Genomic DNA, 22,177 nt, shown 5'->3' with positions numbered 1-22,177 from the left:
ATGGGATCGTCGCGCGCGCGGCGCTCAGTGGCGGCCGTCGTTGGCCTTCGGGTCGGCCGCGGTGTTCGCGGCGGTGCTGCCGGCCGGCGCCCGCGCATGCGGACGTTCGGGGCTCGGCTCCTTCGGCGCCGCGTCGTGCGGATACAGCTCCATCCGGCTGCGCGGCAGGCACTGCGGATAGTGCGTCTGCAGATACGCGATCAGGCCTTCGCGCACGCGGCAGCGCAGGTCCCAGCACAGCGACGAATCGGCTGCGCTGACGAGTGCGCGCAGCTGCATCGTGCGCTCGGTCGCGTCGGTGACCTGCAGCACCTGCACGCGGCCGTCCCATTCCGGCGCCGCGTGCACGAGGCGCGCCAGTTCCTCGCGCAGCGGCGCGAGCGGCGTGCGGTAATCGACCGACAGAAACACGGTGCCGATGATCTCGGAGCTGCTGCGCGTCCAGTTCGCGAACGGGTTCTCGATGATCCACTGCAGCGGCACGACGAGACGCCGCTGATCCCAGAGCCGCACCGACACGAACGAGCCCGTGATCTCCTCGATGCGGCCCCACTCGCCCTGGATCACGACGACGTCGTCCAGCCGGATCGGCTGCGTGAGCGCGATCTGCAGCCCCGCGATCAGGTTGCCGAGCACGGGCCGCGCGGCGATACCGGCGACGAGGCCCGCGACGCCGGCCGACGCGAGCAGGCTCGCGCCGATCTGCCGCACGTTCGGGAACGTCATCAGCGCGGCGCCGGTGCCGATGATCACGATCAGCACCATCACGGTCCGCACGAGGACCTTCGCCTGCGTGTGGACGCGGCGTGCGTGCAGGTTGTTTGCGGTATCGAGCGGATGCGCGCGGATGATCGCGTCGCCGACGCCGGCCGCGAGCCGCACGAGCAGCCACGTCAGCGAGGCGATCGAGCCGACCGCAGCCGCCGTGCGCATGCCGCGTACGAAGGCCATGCCGTCGTCGGCCTGCAGCCACACGAATTCGAGCGCGAGCAGCACGAGCGCGACGAGCGACGGCTTGTCGATGTAGCGCAGGATCGCGCTCGTCAGCGGATACGGCTGCGCGATGCGCTTGACGATCCGCGCGCCGAGACGATGCCCGATGGTGACGACGAACACGACGGCAATCGACACGAACAGCGTGCCGAGCCATGAATGCAGCGGCGCATCGGCGATGCGCTGAAACTCCTCGATTGAAATCATCGGCGCCCGGGATGCTTCGGTTAGGAGGCGCGTGCGCCTCGTCCTGAATGCGTCGGGAACGTCCGGGCGCCGCGCGGCACACGCGCAGGCCCGGACACGGTCCGGTCGGTCAGTTGCCGCCCCGGCACGGGAAGGCCTTGCCGAGACCGAGCGACACGGCGGTGCTCGCGTTGTAGTCGGCGAGCTTCGGATTTTCGGCGATGTACTTGCGCACCGCGTCGGTCATCTGCTGCGCCTTGATGTCGGGCGGCAGGCAGAAATACTGGCCGACACGCGGCCCCGTCGTGCCGCCGATCGCGTCGATGGTGTTGTAGACGCCGTCGGCGGCGCCTTCGATGTAGGCCGCGCACGACGCTCGCGACTTGATGTCCGTCTTCGCGCACAGACGGTCGAGATCCGCGCCCGTGAAAGCCGCCGCCGACAACGGCACGGCAAACGCCGCGGCACAAAACATAGCCCGCAACATGGTGTTCCTTATGTCAATGCGGCCCGCAACGGCCCACTGCCGTGACGGGCCAGACACGGCCGGGCTGGCCGGCCGCGCCGAAAACCGTCATTTTGCACTCTTTTGCGCGTCTGCCGGTGCCGATGCGCCGACGCGCACCGTACGCTTGCTGAGGATGTCGATCGCGTCCGGCGCCTTGTAGTGCTTCGCGAAGTCGAGCGCGGTCAGCCCGAGCTGGTTCTTCACCTGCGGATCGGCGCCCTGGTCGAGCAGCAGATTGACGGTCGTCGCGTGGTTGCCGCGCGCGGCCATCATCAGCGGCGTCGTGCCGTTCGGCGAGGCGGTGTCGATGTACGCGTCATGATCGAGCAGCACCTTGACGACCGCGTCCTGACCGTTCGTCGCCGCGTAGTGCAGCGGCGCCCAGCCCTTCTTGCTGACTTCCGCGCCCTTGTCGATCAGCAGCTTCACGAGCGCGACGTCGCCGTTCAGCGACGCGAGCATCAGCGCGTTTTCGCCGGCCTTGTCTTCCTTCTCGAGATCGACGTTCGCGGCCGACGCCAGCGCCGCCGCGACCTTGTCGGACTTCTCGCGCGCGGCGATCACGAGCAGCGGATCGCCGTTCGGCGCGACCGTGTTCGGATCGAGGCCGTTCTTCAGCTGCTTGCCGATGTCGGCGATGTCGTCGAACTTGACCGCCTTCACGATCGCGTCCAGCGACTCGGCGTGCGCGCCGGCGGCGCCGAGCAGGCCGCTCGCGACGAGCACGGCGGCGGCGAGCGCGCGTTTCGGCAAATGTTTGGTCGGCTTCGTCATTGTTGTGGGCTCCTTCCCTGGGTTGTCGGCTGTGCGGCGCGTCAGCGGGCGATCTTGAACAGCCGGAAAAAGTTTTGTGTCGTTGCGTCGGCAAGCGTCTCGACCGCGATGCCGCGCTCCGATGCGATAAAGCGTCCGACATGGCTCACGTACGCAGGTTCATTCGGCTTGCCGCGATACGGCACCGGCGCGAGGTACGGCGAGTCGGTCTCGATCAGCAGCCGGTCGAGCGGCACGCGGCGCGCGACGTCCTGCACCTCGGTTGCGTTCTTGAACGTGACGATGCCCGACAGCGAGATGTGGAAATTCTGCGCGAGCGCCTGCTCGGCGACGGCCCACGGCTCGGTGAAGCAGTGCATCACGCCGCCGGGCACGTCCGCGCGCTCCTCGGCCATGATCCGCAGCGTGTCCTCCGACGACGCCCGCGTATGGACGATCAGCGGCTTCATCGTCGCGGTCGCGGCCCGGATGTGCGTGCGAAAGCGCTCGCGCTGCCACTCCATGTCGGCAATCGAGCGGCCTTCGAGGCGGTAGTAGTCGAGGCCCGTCTCGCCGATCGCGACGACCTTCGGATGCGCGGCCAGTTCGACGAGTTCGGCGAGCGTCGGTTCCCGCGCCTCCTCGTGATCGGGATGCACGCCGACCGACGCATAGACGTTGTCGTGCGCCTCGGCGATCGCGAGCACGTCGGGCAGCGTCTCGAAATCGACGGACACGCACAGCGCGTGCGTGACGTCGTGCTCGCGCATGTTCTCGAGCACCGCCGGCAGGCGATCCGCGAGACCCTTGAAATTGATGTGGCAATGAGAGTCGACGAACATCGTGGTTCCTGAATACGTAAAGCCGGCCGCGACGCGCGCGTCGCCTCGCGGCAGGTGTCGGTCATCGTTTCGCAACCCGACGGAAACAATCGAGGATCACGCGAACATTTCGCGATAACCGAGAAACAATTCCTCGAAGACGAGCCGCGCATTGAGCGGATGGTTCTCGACCGTGCGCTGCCGCGTGACGGCCTTCATGAAGCGCGCGAACGCGTTCGCGTCGACCGTCTGCGCGCAGCGCGCGAGTGCCGCCGCGTGCGCGGGGAAATAGCGCGGCGCGCCCGCCATCCGCTGCGCCAGCAGATCGTACAGCCAGCGCTGCAGCCAGCCGAGCACGAGCGGCACCGGCAGCTTCTGCAGCGTCTCGCCGCACGCGAACGGATCGCAGGCCGCGCCGGCCGCGAGCTGGTTCAGCGCGAAGTCGCGCAACGGGCGGTTCTCGTCGCTCGCGAGCGCCAGCGCGGCGAGCGGCGCGCCGCCGGCTTCGGCGAGCAGCGCGCGCGCGTCGTCGACGCCCTGCGTCGCGAGCCACGCGGCGGCCGCCTCGGGCGCCGGCACGCTCATCGGCCACTGCCGGCAGCGGCTGACGATGGTCGGCAGCAGACGGTCGATGCGCGCCGACACGAGCAGGAACACGACGCCCGGCGGCGGCTCCTCGAGCGTCTTCAGCAACGCGTTGGACGCGGCGACGTTCAGCGCTTCGGCCGGATACAGCACGACGACGCGCAGGCCGCCGCGATGCGAGCCGACGCCGCAGAAATCGAGCAGCGCACGCACCTGCTCGATCTTGATCTCCTTGCTCGGCGTGCGCGTCTTCTTGCCGCTGTCGTCCGCCTCGGCCGGCTTCGCATCGTCCGCGGCGCCCGGCGCTTCGCCGGCGAGCGCTTCGGGCAGCACGATCCGGTAGTCCGGATGGTTGCCCTGCGCGAACCACGTGCAAGCCGCGCAGGTGCCGCACGGCTCGCCGTTCGGCTGCGGCGACTCGCAGAGGAAACCCCGCGCCAGATGCTGCGCGAACTGCAGCTTGCCGATGCCGGCCTGCCCGTGCAGCAGCAGCGCATGCGGCCATTGCGCGCGCAACTGCTGCAGGCGGTTCCAGTCGTCGGTCTGCCACGGATAGATCATGAGGTGCGTTCCTTGCGGGTTACAGCGCGGCGAGTACGCGCTCGAGCTGCTGACGGATCTCGTCGATCGACTGCGTCGCGTCGACGATCGCGAAGCGATGCGGCGCTTCTTCCGCACGCCGCAGATATTCGCCGCGCGTGCGCGCGAAAAACGCGTCCGACTCGCTCTCGAACTTGTCCGGCATGCGCACGGCGCCGCGGCGCTCGCTCGCGACGTGCGGCGCAACGTCGAACAGCACGGTCAGGTCCGGCTGAAAGCCGCCCTGCACCCAGCGTTCGAGCGTCTCGAGCTTGTCGCGCGGCAGCCCGCGGCCGCCGCCCTGATACGCGAAGGTCGCGTCGGTGAAGCGGTCCGACACGACCCAGTCGCCGCGCGCGAGCGCCGGCTCGATCACGAGCGCGAGATGCTCGCGGCGCGCGGCGAACATCAGCAGCGCCTCGGTTTCCAGATCCATCGGCTGGTTCAGCAGGATCTCGCGCAGTTTCTCGCCGAGCTGCGTGCCGCCCGGCTCGCGCGTCACGACGACCTGCCGGCCGGCGCCGGCCAGCTTGTGCTGCAGGCGTTCGCAGAACCATTGCAGGTGCGTCGTCTTGCCCGCCCCGTCGATGCCCTCGAACGTGATGAATTTACCGCTCGCCATCATTGACCTCGTATGTACTTGTCCACGGCCTTGTTGTGATCGCCGAGCGTATCCGAGAACACGCTCGTGCCGTCGCCCTTCGCGACGAAATAGAGCGCGTTCGTCTGCGCCGGATTGATCGCCGCCTGCAGTGCGGCGACGCCCGGCAACGCGATCGGCGTCGGCGGCAGCCCGCGTCGCGTGTAGGTATTGTAAGGAGTGTCGGCCTGCAGGTCGCGCTTGCGCAGGCGGCCGTCGTACGCGTCGCCGAGCCCGTAGATCACCGACGGATCGGTCTGCAGCGGCATGCCGATGCGCAGCCGGTTCGCGAATACGGCCGCGACGAAGGCGCGATCGGCCGCATGCCCGGTTTCCTTTTCGACGATCGACGCGATCGTCAGCGCTTCGTAAGGCGTCTTGTACGGCAGGCCGGGCGCACGCGCGGCCCACGCCTCGTCGAGGCGCGTCTGCATCAGCCGGTAGGCGCGCCGGTAGATGTTCACGTCGCTCGTGCCCTTGTCGAACAGATAGGTATCGGGAAAGAACAGCCCTTCGCCGCTGCCGCGCTCGATCGCGCTGTCGGACGCGCCGATCGCGCGCAGCAGTTCGGCGTCGCTCATCCCGGCCGTCGTGTGGACCAGATCGGGGTTCGCATCGAGTTCCGCGCGCATCCGCTTGAAGGTCCAGCCCTCGATCACCGTCGCGACGTACTCGTTCACGTCGCCGCGCGCGATCTTCTGCAGCACTTCGTACGGCGTGACGCCCGTCTTGAATTCGTAGTTGCCGGACTTCAGCCGGCTCGACAGGCCGAGCAGCCGCGTCATCGCGACGAAGCCGAACGGCTCGACCGGTACGCCGCCGCGCTTCAGTTGCAGCGCGACACTCTTCACGCTGCTGCGCGGCTTGATCGTGACGTCGAGCGACGCCGCACCGAGCAGCAGCGGGCGGGTCGCCCAGTAATACGCGCCGCCCGCGCCGGCAGCGGCCACAACGACGGCCAGCGCCGCCACCGTCGCGGCGCATTTCTTCAGTAGGGACATGGAACGTGACTCAGGTAAGACCCATATAATACTTGCTCGCCTCCGTCAAAGTCAGGGTTGACTGTTCCCTCATTCCATGAGCACACCGTTCGCTTCACCGGCTGCCCAGGCTGCCGCATCCGCCCCGCTTCCCGTTTTTCCCCGTCCGTCCGCCGCCGATTTCGATGCGCCGGGCGCGTGCATGCCGCTCGCGCAGTTCGGCGTGATCGACGTGGCCGGCGACGATGCGGCAACGTTCCTGCACAGCCAGCTCACCAACGACATCGAGCATCTGGACGCCGCCAGTGCGCGGCTCAGCGGCTACTGCTCGCCGAAGGGCCGGCTGCTCGCGTCGTTCCTCGCGTGGCGCGCGGGCCACGACGTGCGCCTGCTGGTGTCGAAGGACATTCAGGCCGCGGTGCAGAAGCGGCTGTCGATGTTCGTGCTGCGTGCGAAGGCGAAACTGACCGACGCGAGCGAGGCGCTTGCGGTGGTGGGCTTCGCCGGCGACGTGCGCGACGCGCTGTCGGGCATCTTCGATGCGCTGCCGGACGGCGTGCACGTGAAGGTCGACGGCCCTGCCGGCGCGCTGATCCGCGTGCCGGACGCGGCCGGGCGCAAGCGTTACCTGTGGATCGGCCCGCGCGCGGAAGTCGACGCGCGCCTCGCCGCGCTTGGCGGCAAGCTGCCGGTCGTGTCGCCGGCCGTGTGGGACTGGCTCGACGTGCGTGCCGGCGAACCGCGTATCACGCAGCCGGTCGTCGAACAGTTCGTCCCGCAGATGGTGAATTTCGACGTGATCGGCGCGGTCAACTTCCGCAAGGGCTGCTATCCGGGCCAGGAAGTCGTCGCGCGCAGCCAGTATCGCGGCACGATCAAGCGCCGCACCGCGCTCGCGCACGTCGCGGCCGACACCGACACCGTGCGTGCCGGCGTCGAGCTGTTCCACAGCGACGATCCGGGCCAGCCCTGCGGCATGATCGTCAATGCGGCGGCGGCGCCCGCGGGCGGCGTCGACGCGCTCGTCGAGATCAAGCTCGCCGCGCTCGACAGCGGCAGCGTGCACGTCGGCTCGGCCGCCGGGCCCGCGCTCGCGTTCGACGCACTGCCGTACGCGTGGCCGACCGACGCATGACGCACTGACAACCCGTTCGCGCGCCGCAGCGCCTTGTGCGCCGGCCGCGCGACGTTTCCTGCGAGAGATTCGCCCGATGTGTCTGATTGCCTTCGACTGGCAGCCCGATGCCGCCGCCGGTCCCGTATTTACGCTGGCCGCCAACCGCGACGAATTCTTTCGCCGCACGAGCGCGCCGCTGTCGTGGTGGGAAGACGTGCCGGGCGTGCTCGCCGGCCGCGATCTCGAGGCGGGCGGCACCTGGCTCGGCGTGTCGCGCGACGGCCGCTTCGCCGCGCTGACCAATTACCGCGCGCCGTTCGACATCCGTGCCGGCGCGCCGACGCGCGGCAAGCTCGTGTCCGACTATCTCGGCGGCCCGGCCGTCGCGCCGCTCGACTATCTCGCGCAGCTCGCCGAGCATGCGGCCGTCTACAACGGCTTCAACCTGCTCGTCGGCGACTGGAAACGGCGCGAACTCGCATGGTTCTGCAATCGCGCGCCCGAAGGCGAAAGCCGCGCGGCGCCCCCGGTCGCGGTCGGCGCCGGCGTGCACGCGCTGTCGAACGCGCGGCTCGATACGCCCTGGCCGAAAGTCGTGCGCAAGCGCGCCGAGCTCGGCACGCTGCTGACCGACAACCCGACACCGTCGCTCGACGAGCTGATCGCGCTGATGCGCGATACGCGCGTGGCCGACGACGACGCGCTGCCGCACACCGGCATTCCGCTCGAGCGCGAGCGCGCGCTGTCCGCCGCGTTCATCGAGACGCCCGAATACGGCACGCGCGGCACGACCGCGCTGCGCGTCACGATGAAGGAAGGCGTGCGGCTCACCGTCGAGATCAAGGAGCGCAGCGACGACGACGGCTCGCATCGCACCGTGCGGCCCGGCGAGTTCGAGCGCGCGTTCGCCTTCGACATCGACGTCACGACGCCGCGCTGACGCGCCGCGTCACGGCACGCGCGTCATCTCGACGTGCGGCACGCCGGCCTCGACGAACGGCGCGCCGGCTGCCGAGAACCCGTGCCGCAGATAGAACGGCACCGCCGCCTCCTGGGCATAAAGCCGTACGAGCGGTTCGCCGCGCCGGCGCGCGGCATCGAGCAGCGCGTGCAGCACGGCCGAGCCGATGCCGCGGTTGCGTGCCTCGGCCAGCACGGCGACGCGGCCGATCGTGCCGGACGGCAGCAGCCGCCCCGTCGCGACCGCGCGGCGCGCGCCGGTCGTCGCGTCGATCCGGTACGCGACCGCATGCAACGCGAGCGGATCGTCGTCGTCGAGTTCCCATTCGGGCGGGATGCGCTGCTCGCGCACGAACACCGCGTCGCGAATGCGCGCCGCATCGCCGCCCAGCGTCGTCCAGTCGCCGGTTTCCACCACGCCGTCCGTCATCGCTGCCCTCCTCGCGCGCGGCGCCGTCGCCGCCCGCCGTCAAACGTCGTCGAACGCGGCCCTCAGCGCCGCGACCGCATCGGCATGCGCGGCCTTCACCTCGGGCACGTAGCCGCCCATCTTGAAGAATTCGTGGATCATGCCCGGATAGCAGACCAGCGTGACCGCGTTGCCGGCCGCGCGCAGCTTGTCCGCATAGGCGGCGCCTTCGTCGCTGAGCGGGTCGTACTCGGCCGTCGCGATCCACGCGGGCGCGACGCCCGCGAACGACGGCGCGCCGCGCCGGCCGTCGAGCGGCGCGAAGCGCCAGTCGTCGCGATCCGCCGCGTCGCGCACGTATTGCGCGAAGAACCACTGGATCGTGTCGCGCGACAGCAGGTAGCCGTTCGCGAGCCGCGCATGCGAGGCGGTGTCCTGATGGCCCGTGACGCCCGGGTAAATCAGCAGTTGCAGCGCAAGATCGATGCCCGCATCGCGTGCGAGCACCGCGCAGACCGTCGCGAGCGTGCCGCCCGCGCTGTCGCCGCCGACCGCGAGCCGCGACGCGTCGAGGCCCAATGCGGGCGCCTCGCGATGCAGCCAGCGCAATGCGTCCTCGGCATCGTCGACGGCGGTCGGGAACCGGTGCTCGGGCGCGAGCCGGTAGCCCACCGACAGCACCGCGCAGCGCGCGTCGCGCGCGAACATCCGGCACAGCGCGTCGTGCGTGTCGATGCTGCCGACTGTGAAGCCGCCGCCGTGATAGTAGACGAGCGCGGGCAGCGGCTCGGCGAGGCTCGGTTCGACCGGCAGATACAGCCGCGCGGCAATCGTATGGCCGTCGCGCGTCGGAATCGTGCACGCGTCGACCGCATGCATCGGCGCGGGCGGCACGTCGAGGATCGGCGCGCTCTTCTCGTAGGCGGCGCGCGCCTGCTGCGGCGTCTGGCGATGATAAGGCGGGCGTTTCGCGCGCTCGACCATGTCGAGCACCTGGGCGATCTTCGGATTCAGCGGCATCGGGGTGAACGGCGCGTGCGTGGCGCCGGGAACGAACAAGCGCCACATGATGCCACGCCTGCGTCACACGAGCTGGACGAGCTGCTTGCCGAAATTACGGCCCTTCAGCATCCCGATGAACGCTTCCGGCGCACGCTCGAGCCCGTAGGCGATCGTCTCGCGGTAGTGCAGCTGCTTCGTCGCGACGAGCTCGGCCAGTTCGGCGAGCGCCGGCGGCCACGCGTCCGCGTGCTCGAACACGATGAAGCCCTGCATCGTCAGCCGCGAGCGCAGGATCAGCGCCGGATTCGCGAGCGGCGCCGCGGCGCCGTCGTAGGCGGCGATCATCCCGCACACCGCGATCCGGCCGAACGCGTTCATCCGCGCCATCGTCGCATCGAGCACCACGCCGCCGACGTTCTCGAAGCAGCCGTCGACGCCGTCGGGCGTCGCGGCCGCGAGATCGTCGACGAGCCGGCCGGCCTTGTAGTCGACGCACGCATCGAAGCCGAGCGTATCGACCACGTAGCGGCATTTGTCGGGGCCGCCCGCGATGCCGACCGCGCGGCATCCGGCGCGCTTCGCGAGCTGGCCGACGACGCTGCCGACCGCCCCGCTCGCCGCACTGACGACGATCGTGTCGCCGGCCTTCGGCTTGATGATGCGGTTCAGCCCGACCCACGCCGTCACGCCCGGCATGCCGGTCACGCCGAGCCACGCGGACAGCGGCACGCGCGACGTGTCGACCTTGCGCAGCCCGGCGCCATTCGACGTGCCGTATTCCTGCCAGCCGAACTGGCCGACCACGCGATCGCCGACGGCGAAGTCCGGATGGCGCGACTCGATCACCTCGCCCGCCGTCCCGCCGATCATCACTTCGTTGAGCGGCTGCGGCGGCGCATACGATTTCGCGTCGTTCATGCGGCCGCGCATGTACGGATCGAGCGACAGAAAATGATTGCGCACGCGCAGTTCGCCGTCGGCCAGCGGCGCGAGCGGCGTCTCGACGAGCCTGAAATTGTCGACGCTCGCGGCCTGCTGCGGGCGCGACACGAGCAGCACCTGACGGTTGATCGTATTCATCGCTGTCTCCGGTTCGCGGCCGCCGCGTAACGCGGCGCCGCCGGCGCGGCTGCGCGCCGTCCTGCAAAGGAAACGGCCCTGCCGTCGCCGACAGGGCCGCGCGTACGCCGCTTACGCGTCGCTCGGGCCAGGCTGCGCGTCCGGCGCCGTGCGTGTGCGTTGCCGCTTGATGTCGCGGCCGACCGCGAGCCGCCGCATGTACTTGAACGTGCCGAGCGCCTTCGCGACGAAATTGCCGTCGCTGTCGCGCACCTCGCCTTCGCAATACGCCATCGTGGTCGAGCGGTGCATCACGCGGCCGTAAGCGCGCAGCTCGCCGCGGCCCGGCTGCATGAAGTTGACCTTCATCTCGACCGTGACGACGCCGACGCCGTCGTCGGTCAGGCTGCGCGCGGCCATCGCGAGCGCGATGTCCGACAGCGTCATCGTCACGCCGCCGTGCGCGATGCTCCAGGTGTTCATGTGCCGCTCGTCGAGCGCGAGCGCGATCTCGCTCGCACCGTCCTTCGCGGACACGAGGCGCACGCCGAGCAAGTCGACGAACGGGCTCTCGATCGACGGGCCGTCCGTCCGGGTTCCCGCGTCGCTCATCGCGTACCGTCGACCAGATAGTCGAGGCATTGCCGCCCTTCGACCACGTTGACGACGAACTTCTTCACTTCCTGGTGAACCGGATGCACCTGGTACGCATCGAGCGCCGCCTGATCCGCGAAATCGGACACGAGCACGACGTCGCAGGTGGCTTCGAGACCCGGCGTCGCCACGCCGACGTCGAGTTGCAGGATGCCCGGCACGATGTCGCGGCAGCCTTCGAGCTTTTCCTTCAGCTTCAGCGCGTTCTGCGCGCGCGTCGCGCCCTCCGCCGATTCCTTCAGCTTCCACATCACAATATGTCTGATCACTTCGTTCGCTCCGGTTCGTGAGAATCGCAAAGCCGGCGTCGGTGCGCCGGCTCGTCATGTCGGTCTGCCTGCCGCGCGCGCATCGCGGATCGCGCGCGATCCGCGGCCGGCGCAGGCAGACTCCAAGCCTACCAAACTTGCCGCATGCGGGTGCGCGCATGCGCGGTGATGCGGCGCGATGGCCGAGCCGCGCGGTCGAGCGCGGGTATGCCGATTGCTCGCGACGGCGCTTCATCGGGACGCGGTGCGAGCGGGGCACGCGCAGACTTCAATGAAGCATCGACACCATTGCATGTCGCCCGGACATCGAATCGGCGATACCGGCGTTCATTGCCGTTCCATTTTTCCCAAATCGCATCGCTGCGCGCCGATCGGTTCCGTCAAATTTTCGTATTTTGCCGATTCGTCAGGAAATAATTACAGGAATTTTTTAACCACCATTATTCGAATTCATTCGAAACCGATATTGACTGCCGCTTTATCCGACTCCTAGAATTCGTACGACGGATTACATTCCGTTATCGGCTGCATCGGCTTGGCGCACACGTTGCGCCTGCAACGTTTATTCGAACAACCGCAATTGCGCATTCGGAATCATCGCGTTCAACCGATCCATTAAAAGGCCTCCCGTCATTCTCATTCTATTTCCATCGCTTCTCCTATCGACCGATTAACGTAAAGACGCAATTTCGCACCCGACAAAAAACAAGCCGCGCGCCGATCGCCTCATAACAACGACGTCAGTCATCAGGAGGGATATGACATGCATCGCTTCGCGAAGTCGCTCTGCATCGGTGTCGTCTGCGCCGCGCTGCTCGCCGCGTGCAACGACGACGACATTCAGCCCGCCACCGCGCCGTCGAATCAGGCCGCGCTGTCGTTCCGGATGGACACCGGCGGACAGATCAACGCATTCTTCCGCCAGGACAAGGTGGCCGCGCATCTACTGATGCGCTCGTCGACAAAGCCGCGCCTGCTCGTCGTCTTCCCGGCCGGCAACAGCGGCACCGGGCTGTGGTTCGACGATACCGCGCAAGCGGTGAACTGGAGCCTCGATACGCCGCCGGCCGCGCTGTCGGCGCCCGACGCGCGCGGCCGTCCGCTGTACGGCATCGGCGCGGACGTCTCGGTCGATACGGACACGCTGACGATCCGCGAGGCCTTGCTCAGCAACGTGCGCTTTCTGCGCGACTTCAACGGCGGCGCATCGATTCCGCCGGACATCGTCGTCGCGGCCGCCGTGCAGGGCGGCACCGCGCAATGGCAGCGCGACCGGATCGACGGCGCGCCCGGCTACGCGCTGCGCATCACGCTGCGCGACGGCGGCAGCATCGCGACCGCGTCGGGCGGCAAGCTGGTGCTGCGCGCGGCCGCCGGCTCGCACGTGCTGAAGCTGCACATCGATGCGCTGTCGGGCGAGACCCCGCTGTCGCCGATCACGCACGCCGATCTGCTGACCTCGTCCGCGAACCCCGATCCGGTGAGCCAGAACGTCCTCGAGTTCCTGAGCTTCCACGACAAGCTGCTCGCCGGCTCGTGGCAATACGACACCTACTTCGGCCGCGACACGCTGATCTCGGTGCGCATGTTGATGCCGGTGCTCGAAGCGCCGGCAATCGAGGCCGGGCTGTCGTCGGTGCTCGAGCGGCTGTCGAGCGACGGCAAGGTCGCACACGAGGAAGGCATCGGCGAATTCGCGCTAATCGACAACCGGAAGAACGGCCGCCCCGACGATGCGACGCCGACCTACGACTACAAGATGATCGACAGCGACTATCTGCTCGCGCCGATCGCCGCGGCATGGCTGATCGACGATCCGCGCGGCCAGGCGCGCGCGGCCGCGTATCTCGCGCAGCGCGGCAGCGACGGACGGACGAACGGCAGCCGTCTCGTCGCGAACCTGCTGCACGTCGCCGACACCGCGCGGCCGTTCGCGCAGCAGCCCGCGGTCGCGAACCTGATTCATCTGCGACCGGGCGAGATCGTCGGCAACTGGCGCGACAGTACCGACGGGCTCGGCGGCGGCGTGTACCCGTACGACGTCAACGCGGTGCTCGTGCCGGCCGCGCTGCGCGCGGCGAACGCGTTCCTCGCGCGCGGGCTGCTCGATCCGTATCTCGATGCGAACCAGCGCGCTTCGCTCGCGGACACCTCGAACGAAGCGGCGGTATGGGAGCAGCAAGCGCCGCCGCTGTTCGAAGTCGGCGTACCGGCCGCGCAGGCGGCGGCCGACGTAGCCGCGTATGCGCCGACGGCCGGCGTGCCGGCCGGCACCGCGCCGAGCGCGCCGCTCGCGTTCTACGCGCTGTCGCTCGACGAACAGGGCCATCCGATTCCGGTGATGAACTCGGACGGCGGCTTCGCGCTGCTGTTCGGCACACCGCCCGAGGCGCAGCTGCAGCGGATCGTCGCCGACGCGATCCGGCCGTTCCCGACCGGCCTCGTCACCGACGTCGGGATGCTGATCGCCAACCCCGCGTATGCGAATCCGTCGCTGTGGCCGAAGTTCACGAGTTCCGCGTATCACGGCACCGTGATCTGGTCGTGGCAGCAGGCGATGTGGGTGGCCGGACTCGATCGGCAGCTCGCGCGCCAGGACCTCTCCGATACGACACGTGCGCTGCTCACGCAGGCGCGGCAGACCGTGTGGCAGGTCATCGCGAACGGCCGGGACATGCGCACCTCGGAGATGTGGACGTGGTCCTACGCGAACGGGCAGTACCACGCCGACGCATTCGGCACGCGCAGCGCCGATGCGACCGAGGCGAACGCCGCGCAGCTCTGGAGCACGACGTATCTCGCGATCCGCGATCCGCAGCTGCGCGCGGGCAGGTACTGGTGGCAGGCGTCGCAGCGGCTGCAGGATGATGGCGCGACGCACATCGCAGCGGCCGCGTCGCGCTAGCGCAGCGCGCGTCGATTACGCGGCGGTCGACCACGCGATGGCGCCCCGGCACGGCTTCGCCGTCCGGGGCGACGCACGGGACGGCACGCTCTCGCAGCGGTTCGCGCCAACGTATTGCCCCGCAAAGCGTCACCGCGCGACGACGCGATTGCGTCCTTCCCGCTTGGCCTGATACAGCCGTTCGTCGACGACGCGTAGCAGCGCGTCTACCGTGCTGCCGTCGACGCCGTACTGCGCCACACCGACACTGACCGTGACCTGCACGCGCTTGAAGTCGAGGCCGAACGGCGCAGTGGCGATCGACGAACGCACGCGCTCGGCCGTCATCCGTGCCCCCTCGAGCGGCATCTCGGGCAGCAAGGCCATGAACTCCTCGCCGCCGACGCGCGCAAGCGCGCCGCTCGGCCGGATCGCGTCGAGGCACTGGCGCACGACGCCACGCAGCACCTCGTCGCCGATCTGATGGCCGTACGCATCGTTGATGTGCTTGAAATTGTCGAGGTCGAGCGCGAGCAGGCAGAACGGCATGCCGTCGCGCTCGGCGCGACCGATCTCGCGTTCGACCTGCGCGATGAATTGCCGGCGGTTCGACGCGCCCGTCATCGGATCGGTCGCGGCCATGTATTCGAGCTTCTGGTTCGTGCGTCGCAGTTCGAGCAGCGCGCTCTCGGTGCGCGCCATCGATTCCGCGAGGCGGCTCATCAGATCCTGCTGGCTGTAGATCGCCGAGAACGAGCGCGTCGTCTGCAGCGCCTGCACGACGCCGTAGCTGAGCAGAAAGAAGCCGCCGGCGAAGATCGCGTGCGCGAGCCACCACATGTGGTTCCACGGCTTGCCGAGCAGGAACGCGAGCGACGACAGCGCGAACGCCGTGATCGACACGCCGTAGATCACCATCAGAGGCGAGCGGATGCGTCGCGCGAGCAGTACGGCGACGTTCAGCAGCGAGAATACGAGCGCGCCGCCCTCCATCGCGAGCCGCGTGCCGAGCGCGCCCGCGATCGGCGAATAGGCGAGATACGCGACCGCGACGTCGACGAGCGCGAAGACGACGAGCCACGGCAGCCACGTGCGCACGCTCGTGCGCTTGTCGGCGCGGTCGGGCGGGCGCGAATACGACAGCAGGCCGGTCAGCAGCAGGATCGCCATCACGAGCCGCGACGCGGGCCCGTAGAGCAGAAACAGCCAGATGTTGTGATGCGCGGCGCCGGTAAACACGCCGTGCAGCGCGTAGATCGTCGCGAAGCCGAGAAAGCCGAGCGTCAGCCAGCGCAACAGCGGTTCGCCCGACGATCGATAGCAGACCCAGGTGACGTACGTGACGAACGCGCCCTCGACGGTCGCGGCCGCAATCGCGATTTCATGGAACGCGTGGTTTTCGAAGGTCGCGCGCGGATCGGCGAAGAACCACAGGTAGGCGATCAGATAGGCCGGCAGCAGCGCGAATCCGACCAGCAGGCCTTTCGCGTAAATCCGCGCAGCCGCGCTCACGACGCGGGGCGGTTCCCCGGCTGCAAAGGTCGTACTCAATTCGTTCCCCGATCGATTTGCCGCCGATTCGCGTGTCGCACCCGCATGCGCGCGACCCGGCCATGGCGCGCGCGTCGGCCCCTCTGTTCCGAAAGGCAAATGTCAGAGCAAGTATAGGAGCGGCGATTCGTTTGACAAGTGAGGGGAAACGGCATTACGGCCGGCATGCCGCATGCAGGCGGCGGCCGTCGTGAAGAGCGCCGTGCCGCGCGCGCCGCAGTCGCGCGGCGGCCGGCACGGCAGGCGAAACGTCAGACGATTTCGAACAGGCCGGCCGCGCCCTGCCCGCCGCCGATGCACATCGTGACGACCGCGTACTTGACGCCGCGCCGTTTGCCTTCGATCAGCGCGTGGCCGGTCAGCCGCGTGCCCGACACGCCGTACGGGTGGCCGACCGCGATCGCGCCGCCGTTCACGTTCAGGCGATCGTCAGGGATCCCGAGCGTGTCGCGGCAATAGAGCACCTGCACCGCAAACGCTTCGTTCAGCTCCCAGAGCCCGATGTCGTCGACGCTCAGCCCTGCCTGCTTCAGCAGCTTCGGCACCGCGAACACGGGGCCGATGCCCATCTCGTCCGGCTCGCAGCCGGCCACCGCGAAGCCGCGGAACACGCCGAGCGGCTGCAGCCCTTCGCGCTGCGCGGCCGCGGCGCTCATCACGACGCACGCGGCCGCGCCGTCGGAAAACTGGCTCGCATTGCCGGCCGTGATCACACCGCCCGGCACGGCCGGACGAATCTTCGACACGCCGTCGAGTGTCGTGTCCGGACGGATCCCCTCGTCGGCCGACACCGTCACTTCCTTCGTAAACAGGCGGCCGGTGGCCTTGTCGGCGATGCCGGCGCGCACGGTGATCGGCACGATCTCGTCGCGAAAGCGCCCCGCTTCCTGCGCGGCGGCGGCCTTGAGCTGCGAGTTCACGCCGTATTCGTCCTGACGCTCCTTCGAGATCCCGTAGCGCTTCGCGACGTTCTCGGCCGTCTGCAGCATCGTCCAGTAGATTTCCGGCTTGTGTTCGAGCAGCCAGCCCTCGTACGCCATGTGCCGGTTCATTTCATTCTGCACGCACGAGATCGATTCGACGCCGCCCGCGACGTAGACGTCGCCCTCGCCCGCGATGATCCGCTGGGCGGCGAGTGCGATCGTCTGCAACCCCGACGAGCAGAAGCGGTTCACCGTCATGCCCGGCACGCTGACCGGCAGCCCCGCGCGCAACGCGATCTGCCGCGCGATGTTGCCGCCTGTCGCGCCTTCCGGATTCGCACAGCCGATGATCACGTCCTCGACGCGCGCCGGGTCGAGCTTCGCGCGCTCGAGCGCCGCCGCGACCACGTGGCCGCCGAGCGTCGCGCCGTGCGTCATGTTGAAGGCGCCGCGCCACGATTTCGCGAGCGGCGTGCGTGCGGTCGATACAATTACGGCTTCGGTCATGCGAGTCTCCTTCGTTCCTGCCTGATGTGCTGAATCGAGTGGAAAGGCGGCGCTATGCGCTGGCGCGCACGCCATCGGACGTCACGCGTGCGACGCCCGCCGCCTGCATCTGCTGCCATGCCTGCGCAAGCGAGCCGTTCAGGTCGATCGCGCGGCACGCATCGTCGATCACCGCGGCATCGAAGCCTGCCGCGCGCGCGTCGAGCGCCGACCACGCGACGCAGTAGTCGGTCGCGAGCCCGCAGCACCAGACGCGTTTCGCGCCGATCTCGCGCAGATAGCCCGCGAGCCCCGTGCGCGTCGTGCGATCGGCTTCGACGAACGCGGAATAGCTGTCGACGCGCGCATCGCAGCCCTTGCGTATCACGAGCTGCGCGTGCGGGAGGTCGAGGTCGCGATGCAGCGCCGCGCCTTCGGTGTCCTGCACGCAATGCACGGGCCACAGCACCTGCTCGCCGTACGGCAGCGCGATCGTCGAGAACGGTTCGCCGTCCGGATGATTCGCTGCGAACGACACGTGCTCGCGCGGATGCCAGTCCTGCGTGATCACGACGCGCTCGAACCGCTGCGCGAGCGCGTTGATCACGGGCACGACCGCGTCGCCGTCGGCGACGGCCAGCGCGCCGCCCGGCATGAAGTCGTACTGCACGTCGATCACGAGCAGCACGTCGTCGGTGCGTTTCATTGCGTTTCTCCTTACGAGTCGGTGCGCGGCGCCGCGTAGCGTCAGCCGTTGAATCCGCGGCCGGCCTTCGCGAGTTCCGCGATCGACGGCGCGAGCTGCCACGCATCGCCGTTCGGCGCGGCCGCGTAGCGGCGAATCGCGCGCTCGACGTTGTAAAGGCCGACCATGTCGGCGTACAGCATCGGGCCGCCGCGCCACAGCGGGAAGCCGTAACCGGTCAGATAGACCATGTCGATGTCGGACGCCTTCGACGCGATCTTTTCCTCGAGAATCTTCGCGCCTTCGTTGACGAGCGCGAACACGAGTCGCTCGACGATCTCGTCGTCGGCGATCTTGCGTCGCTCGATGCCGCGCTCCTTCGAATACGCGACGACCATCTCGTCGACGAGCGCCGACGGCCGCGCGCGGCGATCGCCCGGCGCGTAGTCGTACCAGCCGGCGCCCGTCTTCTGTCCGAAGCGGCCCTGCTCGCAGAGACGATCGGCGATCTTCGAATAATGGAGGTCGGGCTGCTCGACGTAGCGGCGCTTGCGGATCGCCCAGCCGATGTCGTTGCCGGCCAGGTCGCTCATCCGGAACGGCCCCATCGCGAAGCCGAACTGCTCGATCGCGCGGTCGATCTGCGCGGGCAGCGCACCTTCCTCGAGCATGAACAGCGCCTGCCGGATGTACTGCTCGATCATCCGGTTGCCGATGAAGCCGTCGCATACGCCCGATACCACTGCCGTCTTGCGGATCTTCTTCGCGACGGCCATCACGGTCGCGAGCACGTCCTTCGCCGTCTGCGCGCCGCGCACGACTTCGAGCAGCTTCATCACGTTCGCCGGACTGAAAAAGTGCATGCCGACGACGTCCTGCGGACGCTTCGTGAATGCGGCGATGCGGTTCACGTCGAGCGTCGACGTGTTCGACGCGAGGATCGCGCCCGGCTTCGCGACTTCGTCGAGCTTGCGGAACACCTGCTCCTTCACGCCGAGCTCCTCGAACACGGCCTCGACGATGAGGTCGGCGTCCTTCACGTCGTCGTAGGACAGCGTCGGCGCAATCAGCGCCATGCGCGCCTCGAGCTTCTCCTGCGTGAGCTTGCCCTTCTTCACCTGCGCGTCGTAGTTCTTGCGGATCGTCGCGAGCCCGCGCTCGAGCGCGTCCTGCTTCGTTTCGAGCAGCGTGACGGGCAGCCCCGCGTTGACGAAGTTCATCGCGATGCCGCCGCCCATCGTGCCCGCGCCGATCACCGCGACACGGCGGATGTCGCGCACCGGCGTGTCGGCCGGCACGTCGGGAATCTTGCTCGCCGCGCGCTCGCCGAAAAACGCGTGCCGCAGCGCGCGGCTTTCCGGCGTCATCATCAGCGCGACGAAGCCTTCGCGCTCGGCGATGCTGCCTTTGTCGAAACCGTGCAGCACGCCGGCCTCGATCGCGTCGATGCACTTGTGCGGCGCCGGGAAGTTCGGCGCGGCGGCCTTCACCGAATTGCGTGCGAACTGGATAAAGCCCGCCGCGTTGTCGTGGACGATTTTGCGGTCGCGCACGCGCGGATGCGGCCCCGGCTGCGCTCCGGCCTTGCGCGCGAACGCGACGGCCGCGTCGAGCAGATCGCCGTCGGCGAGCTGATCGAACAACCCGCTTTCGGCAAGCTGCTCGGAGGGCACCGGCGCGCCCGACACGATCATGTTCAGCGCGGTCTCGAGGCCGACCGCGCGCGGCAGGCGCTGCGTGCCGCCCGCGCCCGGCAGCAGCCCGAGCTTCACTTCGGGCAGCGCGATCTGCGCACCGCGCGCGGCCACGCGATAGTGGGCGCCGAGCGCGAGCTCGAGACCGCCGCCCATCACGACGCTGTGCAGCGCGGCGACGACCGGCTTCGCGCTCGCCTCCACTGCGCGGATCACGGTATGCAGCGTCGGTTCCTGCAGCGCTTTGGGCGTATTGAATTCGGTGATGTCGGCGCCGCCCGAGAATGCGCGGCCGGCGCCCGTCAGCACGATCGCGGCGATCGACGGATCGTGCGCGGCGCGCTCGAGCGCGTCCATGATGCCCAGCCGCGTCGACAGGCCGAGCCCGTTGACGGGCGGATTGTTGAGCGTGATGACGGCGACGCCGTCGCGAGTCGAGTAATCCACTGCCATCTGCCTGCCTCCATGCATCGCGCGCCGGGGTGGCGGCGCTTCCATTGTGCGCGGTCGAACGGCCGCATGTCCGGATCGAACGGAGGCAGCATACAACGAAAAAGCACGGTCGTTCAATTTGAATTTGCGCGCAATCCGGGGGCGGATCGCAGCGACCGGCAAGGGGACTCGCAAGGGGACCGGCCAGGGCAACCGGCCGATAACGGCGCCCGACCGAAGGGCCGGCCGCGCGCCCGCGTTACGGTGCGCAGACCGCCGTCGGCAGCACGTAGTCGCGGAACATTTCGCGCAGCTTCAGCTTCTGCAGCTTGCCGGTCGCGGTATGCGGCAGCGATTCGACGAACACGACGTCGTCCGGAATCCACCATTTCGCGACCTTGCCTTCGTAGAACGCGAGCAGCGCCTCGCGCGTCAGGTTCGCACCTTCGCGCGGCACGACGACGAGCAGCGGCCGCTCGGTCCACTTCGGATGCGCGCACGCGATGCAGGCGGCCTCCGCGACGCCCGGGTGCGCGATCGCGACGTTTTCGACGTCGATCGAACTGATCCATTCGCCGCCCGACTTGATCACGTCCTTGCTGCGGTCGGTGATCTGCAGGAACCCGTCCGCGTCGATCGTCGCGACGTCGCCGGTCGGAAACCAGCCGTCGACGAGCGGCGAGGTGTCGCTGCGAAAGTAGCGGTCGATCACCCACGGCCCGCGCACCTGCAGCTCGCCGTACGCGACGCCGTCCCACGGCAGTTCCTGCCCGTCCGGGCCGACGATCCGCATGTCGACGCCGCCGATCACGCGTCCCTGCTTTTCGAGCAGCCGCCGCTGCACGTCGTGCGGCCGCTGCGACTGCGCCCAGTTCAGCTTCGCGAGCGTGCCGAGCGGCGACAGCTCGGTCATGCCCCACGCATGGATCACGCGTACGCCGTAGTCGTCCTCGAACGTGCGCAGCATCGCGGGCGGGCAGGCCGAGCCGCCGATCACCGTGCGGTTCAGCGACGAGAAGCGCACGCCTGCCTCGCGCATGTAGTTCAGCAGCCCGAGCCAGACGGTCGGCACGCCCGCCGAAAACGTCACGCGCTCGGCCTCCATCAGCTCGTAGAGCGACCGGCCGTCGAGATCCTTGCCGGGCAGCACGAGCTTGCCGCCCGTCAGCGGCACCGCGTACGGCAGCCCCCATGCGTTGACGTGGAACATCGGCACGACCGGCAGCACGGCGTCCAGCGCCGACAGGTTCATCGCGTCGGGCAGCGCGGCGCCGTATGCGTGCAGCACGGTCGAGCGATTCGAATACAGCACACCCTTCGGATTGCCGGTCGTGCCCGACGTATAGCAGAGCCCGCACGCCTGCTGCTCGTCGAGACGCGGCCAGTCGTAGCCGCCGTCCTCCGCCTCGACGAGCGTCTCGTAGCACAGGTACGGCATCGCGCCGCGCGGCAGATGGTCGACGTCGGTCATCGCGATCCAGCCGCGCACGTTCGGACACCGCGGCGCGAGCGCTTCGACGAGCGGCGCGAAGTTGATGTCGAACAGCACGTAGCGGTCTTCCGCATGATTGACGATGTACGCGATCTGTTCGGGAAAAAGCCGCGGGTTGATCGTGTGGCAGACGGCGCCCATGCCGCCGATCGCGTAGTACGCCTCGAGATGCCGGTAGCCGTTCCACGCGAGCGTGCCGACGCGGTCGCCGGCCTCGACGCCGAGCCGCGCGAGCGCCTGCGCAAGCCGCTTCGCGCGCCGCTCGCAGTCGCGATACGTGTAGCGATGCAGGTCGCCTTCGATCCGCTTCGACACGATCTCGGTGTCGCCCGCATGACGCGCGGCATGCGCGATCAGCGACGACACCAGCAGCGGCATGTCCATCATCTGGCCCAGCAACGGCTTGCCCATCGTCTTGTTCTCCCCTGAAGGACGCGAATCGGTGACGGGCCCCGCGGCGGCAGCGGCGCGCGGCGGCCCGGGCGGGCGGCGTGCATCGCGCGGGCCGCCATGCG

20 protein-coding genes are annotated in these 22,177 nt (G+C 68.7%); 3 read left to right on the top strand and 17 right to left on the bottom strand.

Features of this window, described 5'->3' with window-relative positions:
• Positions 1-24: 24 nt before the first annotated feature.
• The 7 genes from BCR55_RS14780 to mltG all read right to left on the bottom strand — a co-directional run bounded on the left by BCR55_RS14780 (position 25) and on the right by mltG (position 6,066).
• On the bottom strand, positions 25-1,200 hold the full coding sequence (locus BCR55_RS14780) for a mechanosensitive ion channel family protein (protein WP_006407778.1): 1,176 nt from the start codon (positions 1,198-1,200) through the stop codon (positions 25-27).
• Between the two features lie 109 nt (positions 1,201-1,309).
• Positions 1,310-1,666, bottom strand: a complete 357-nt coding sequence (locus tag BCR55_RS14775) for a Rap1a/Tai family immunity protein (protein WP_006402276.1) — start codon at positions 1,664-1,666, stop codon at positions 1,310-1,312.
• An 87-nt stretch (positions 1,667-1,753) separates the two neighbouring features.
• Entirely contained in the window at positions 1,754-2,461 is a 708-nt protein-coding gene (locus BCR55_RS14770) for an ankyrin repeat domain-containing protein (protein ID WP_006407777.1), read from the bottom strand.
• A 41-nt stretch (positions 2,462-2,502) separates the two neighbouring features.
• Complete coding sequence (locus BCR55_RS14765; protein ID WP_065494731.1) at positions 2,503-3,282, bottom strand: TatD family hydrolase; 780 nt, start codon at positions 3,280-3,282, stop codon at positions 2,503-2,505.
• 96 nt (positions 3,283-3,378) lie between these two features.
• A complete protein-coding gene (locus BCR55_RS14760) occupies positions 3,379-4,407 on the bottom strand; it encodes a DNA polymerase III subunit delta' (RefSeq protein WP_065494730.1) in 1,029 nt (342 codons plus the stop codon).
• A 19-nt stretch (positions 4,408-4,426) separates the two neighbouring features.
• Positions 4,427-5,047, bottom strand: a complete 621-nt coding sequence (gene tmk, locus BCR55_RS14755) for a dTMP kinase (RefSeq protein ID WP_035488251.1) — start codon at positions 5,045-5,047, stop codon at positions 4,427-4,429.
• A complete protein-coding gene (gene mltG / locus BCR55_RS14750; protein ID WP_006407774.1) occupies positions 5,047-6,066 on the bottom strand; it encodes an endolytic transglycosylase MltG in 1,020 nt (339 codons plus the stop codon). The genes tmk and mltG overlap by 1 nt, the downstream gene beginning before the upstream one ends.
• Before the next feature lie 76 nt (positions 6,067-6,142).
• On the opposite strand from mltG, the gene BCR55_RS14745 reads away from it, so the two are divergent.
• Together BCR55_RS14745 and BCR55_RS14740 are read left to right on the top strand one after the other, a co-directional pair.
• Positions 6,143-7,180: a folate-binding protein YgfZ gene (locus tag BCR55_RS14745; RefSeq protein ID WP_065494729.1), complete on the top strand. Its 1,038-nt coding sequence runs from the start codon at positions 6,143-6,145 to the stop codon at positions 7,178-7,180.
• A gap of 76 nt (positions 7,181-7,256) precedes the next feature.
• The gene (locus BCR55_RS14740; protein ID WP_006411884.1) at positions 7,257-8,102 is read left to right on the top strand and encodes an NRDE family protein; all 846 of its coding nucleotides are present in this window, start codon (positions 7,257-7,259) and stop codon (positions 8,100-8,102) included.
• A gap of 9 nt (positions 8,103-8,111) precedes the next feature.
• Here the strand turns inward: BCR55_RS14740 and BCR55_RS14735 are convergent, their stop codons facing one another.
• The 5 genes from BCR55_RS14735 to BCR55_RS14715 all read right to left on the bottom strand — a co-directional run bounded on the left by BCR55_RS14735 (position 8,112) and on the right by BCR55_RS14715 (position 11,515).
• Complete coding sequence (locus BCR55_RS14735) at positions 8,112-8,552, bottom strand: GNAT family N-acetyltransferase (RefSeq protein WP_059938337.1); 441 nt, start codon at positions 8,550-8,552, stop codon at positions 8,112-8,114.
• Positions 8,553-8,591: 39 nt separating this feature from the next.
• The gene (locus BCR55_RS14730; protein ID WP_065494728.1) at positions 8,592-9,551 is read right to left on the bottom strand and encodes an alpha/beta hydrolase; all 960 of its coding nucleotides are present in this window, start codon (positions 9,549-9,551) and stop codon (positions 8,592-8,594) included.
• A 63-nt stretch (positions 9,552-9,614) separates the two neighbouring features.
• Positions 9,615-10,613 (bottom strand): NADP-dependent oxidoreductase, encoded by a 999-nt coding sequence (locus BCR55_RS14725; protein ID WP_065494727.1) that lies wholly within the window; start codon positions 10,611-10,613, stop codon positions 9,615-9,617.
• Positions 10,614-10,724: 111 nt separating this feature from the next.
• Positions 10,725-11,204: a PaaI family thioesterase gene (locus BCR55_RS14720; protein WP_006402265.1), complete on the bottom strand. Its 480-nt coding sequence runs from the start codon at positions 11,202-11,204 to the stop codon at positions 10,725-10,727.
• Positions 11,201-11,515 (bottom strand): Dabb family protein, encoded by a 315-nt coding sequence (locus BCR55_RS14715; protein WP_012213202.1) that lies wholly within the window; start codon positions 11,513-11,515, stop codon positions 11,201-11,203. Before BCR55_RS14715 ends, BCR55_RS14720 begins: the two co-directional genes overlap by 4 nt.
• 763 nt (positions 11,516-12,278) lie before the next feature.
• Between BCR55_RS14715 and BCR55_RS14710 the strand changes: the two genes are divergently transcribed.
• Complete coding sequence (locus BCR55_RS14710; protein WP_065494726.1) at positions 12,279-14,420, top strand: hypothetical protein; 2,142 nt, start codon at positions 12,279-12,281, stop codon at positions 14,418-14,420.
• Between the two features lie 129 nt (positions 14,421-14,549).
• Here the strand turns inward: BCR55_RS14710 and BCR55_RS14705 are convergent, their stop codons facing one another.
• The 5 genes from BCR55_RS14705 to BCR55_RS14685 all read right to left on the bottom strand — a co-directional run bounded on the left by BCR55_RS14705 (position 14,550) and on the right by BCR55_RS14685 (position 22,073).
• Positions 14,550-15,950, bottom strand: coding sequence for a sensor domain-containing diguanylate cyclase (locus BCR55_RS14705; RefSeq protein WP_065494725.1), 1,401 nt, complete (start codon positions 15,948-15,950; stop codon positions 14,550-14,552).
• 251 nt (positions 15,951-16,201) lie between these two features.
• Positions 16,202-17,380 carry an acetyl-CoA C-acyltransferase gene (locus tag BCR55_RS14700; RefSeq protein ID WP_006411887.1) on the bottom strand — a complete coding sequence of 393 codons (1,179 nt, stop codon included), beginning with the start codon at positions 17,378-17,380 and terminating at the stop codon, positions 16,202-16,204.
• Between the two features lie 52 nt (positions 17,381-17,432).
• Positions 17,433-18,065, bottom strand: a complete 633-nt coding sequence (gene pncA, locus BCR55_RS14695) for a bifunctional nicotinamidase/pyrazinamidase (RefSeq protein ID WP_006402259.1) — start codon at positions 18,063-18,065, stop codon at positions 17,433-17,435.
• A 41-nt stretch (positions 18,066-18,106) separates the two neighbouring features.
• The gene (locus BCR55_RS14690) at positions 18,107-20,191 is read right to left on the bottom strand and encodes a 3-hydroxyacyl-CoA dehydrogenase NAD-binding domain-containing protein (protein WP_059938347.1); all 2,085 of its coding nucleotides are present in this window, start codon (positions 20,189-20,191) and stop codon (positions 18,107-18,109) included.
• 238 nt (positions 20,192-20,429) lie between these two features.
• Positions 20,430-22,073, bottom strand: a complete 1,644-nt coding sequence (locus BCR55_RS14685; RefSeq protein WP_065494724.1) for a 3-(methylthio)propionyl-CoA ligase — start codon at positions 22,071-22,073, stop codon at positions 20,430-20,432.
• Positions 22,074-22,177 lie beyond the last annotated feature (104 nt).

The organism is Burkholderia sp. CCA53 (assembly GCF_001685525.1).
Classification (GTDB): Bacteria; Pseudomonadota; Gammaproteobacteria; order Burkholderiales; family Burkholderiaceae; genus Burkholderia; species Burkholderia multivorans.
The sequence above is the reverse complement of the archived record's forward strand: the minus strand, read 5'-3'. Positions and strand labels throughout refer to the sequence as shown.

What these genes read in the sequence shown, in the direction of transcription:
- BCR55_RS14780 (WP_006407778.1), bottom strand. Translation starts at nt 1,200, where the DNA reads ATGATTTCAATCGAGGAGTTTCAGCGCATCGCCGATGCGCCGCTGCAT.
- BCR55_RS14775 (WP_006402276.1), bottom strand. Translation starts at nt 1,666, where the DNA reads ATGTTGCGGGCTATGTTTTGTGCCGCGGCGTTTGCCGTGCCGTTGTCG.
- BCR55_RS14770 (WP_006407777.1), bottom strand. Translation starts at nt 2,461, where the DNA reads ATGACGAAGCCGACCAAACATTTGCCGAAACGCGCGCTCGCCGCCGCC.
- BCR55_RS14765 (WP_065494731.1), bottom strand. Translation starts at nt 3,282, where the DNA reads ATGTTCGTCGACTCTCATTGCCACATCAATTTCAAGGGTCTCGCGGAT.
- BCR55_RS14760 (WP_065494730.1), bottom strand. Translation starts at nt 4,407, where the DNA reads ATGATCTATCCGTGGCAGACCGACGACTGGAACCGCCTGCAGCAGTTG.
- tmk (WP_035488251.1), bottom strand. Translation starts at nt 5,047, where the DNA reads ATGGCGAGCGGTAAATTCATCACGTTCGAGGGCATCGACGGGGCGGGC.
- mltG (WP_006407774.1), bottom strand. Translation starts at nt 6,066, where the DNA reads ATGTCCCTACTGAAGAAATGCGCCGCGACGGTGGCGGCGCTGGCCGTC.
- BCR55_RS14745 (WP_065494729.1), top strand. Translation starts at nt 6,143, where the DNA reads ATGAGCACACCGTTCGCTTCACCGGCTGCCCAGGCTGCCGCATCCGCC.
- BCR55_RS14740 (WP_006411884.1), top strand. Translation starts at nt 7,257, where the DNA reads ATGTGTCTGATTGCCTTCGACTGGCAGCCCGATGCCGCCGCCGGTCCC.
- BCR55_RS14735 (WP_059938337.1), bottom strand. Translation starts at nt 8,552, where the DNA reads ATGACGGACGGCGTGGTGGAAACCGGCGACTGGACGACGCTGGGCGGC.
- BCR55_RS14730 (WP_065494728.1), bottom strand. Translation starts at nt 9,551, where the DNA reads ATGCCGCTGAATCCGAAGATCGCCCAGGTGCTCGACATGGTCGAGCGC.
- BCR55_RS14725 (WP_065494727.1), bottom strand. Translation starts at nt 10,613, where the DNA reads ATGAATACGATCAACCGTCAGGTGCTGCTCGTGTCGCGCCCGCAGCAG.
- BCR55_RS14720 (WP_006402265.1), bottom strand. Translation starts at nt 11,204, where the DNA reads ATGAGCGACGCGGGAACCCGGACGGACGGCCCGTCGATCGAGAGCCCG.
- BCR55_RS14710 (WP_065494726.1), top strand. Translation starts at nt 12,279, where the DNA reads ATGCATCGCTTCGCGAAGTCGCTCTGCATCGGTGTCGTCTGCGCCGCG.
- BCR55_RS14700 (WP_006411887.1), bottom strand. Translation starts at nt 17,380, where the DNA reads ATGACCGAAGCCGTAATTGTATCGACCGCACGCACGCCGCTCGCGAAA.
- pncA (WP_006402259.1), bottom strand. Translation starts at nt 18,065, where the DNA reads ATGAAACGCACCGACGACGTGCTGCTCGTGATCGACGTGCAGTACGAC.
- BCR55_RS14690 (WP_059938347.1), bottom strand. Translation starts at nt 20,191, where the DNA reads ATGGCAGTGGATTACTCGACTCGCGACGGCGTCGCCGTCATCACGCTC.
- BCR55_RS14685 (WP_065494724.1), bottom strand. Translation starts at nt 22,073, where the DNA reads ATGGGCAAGCCGTTGCTGGGCCAGATGATGGACATGCCGCTGCTGGTG.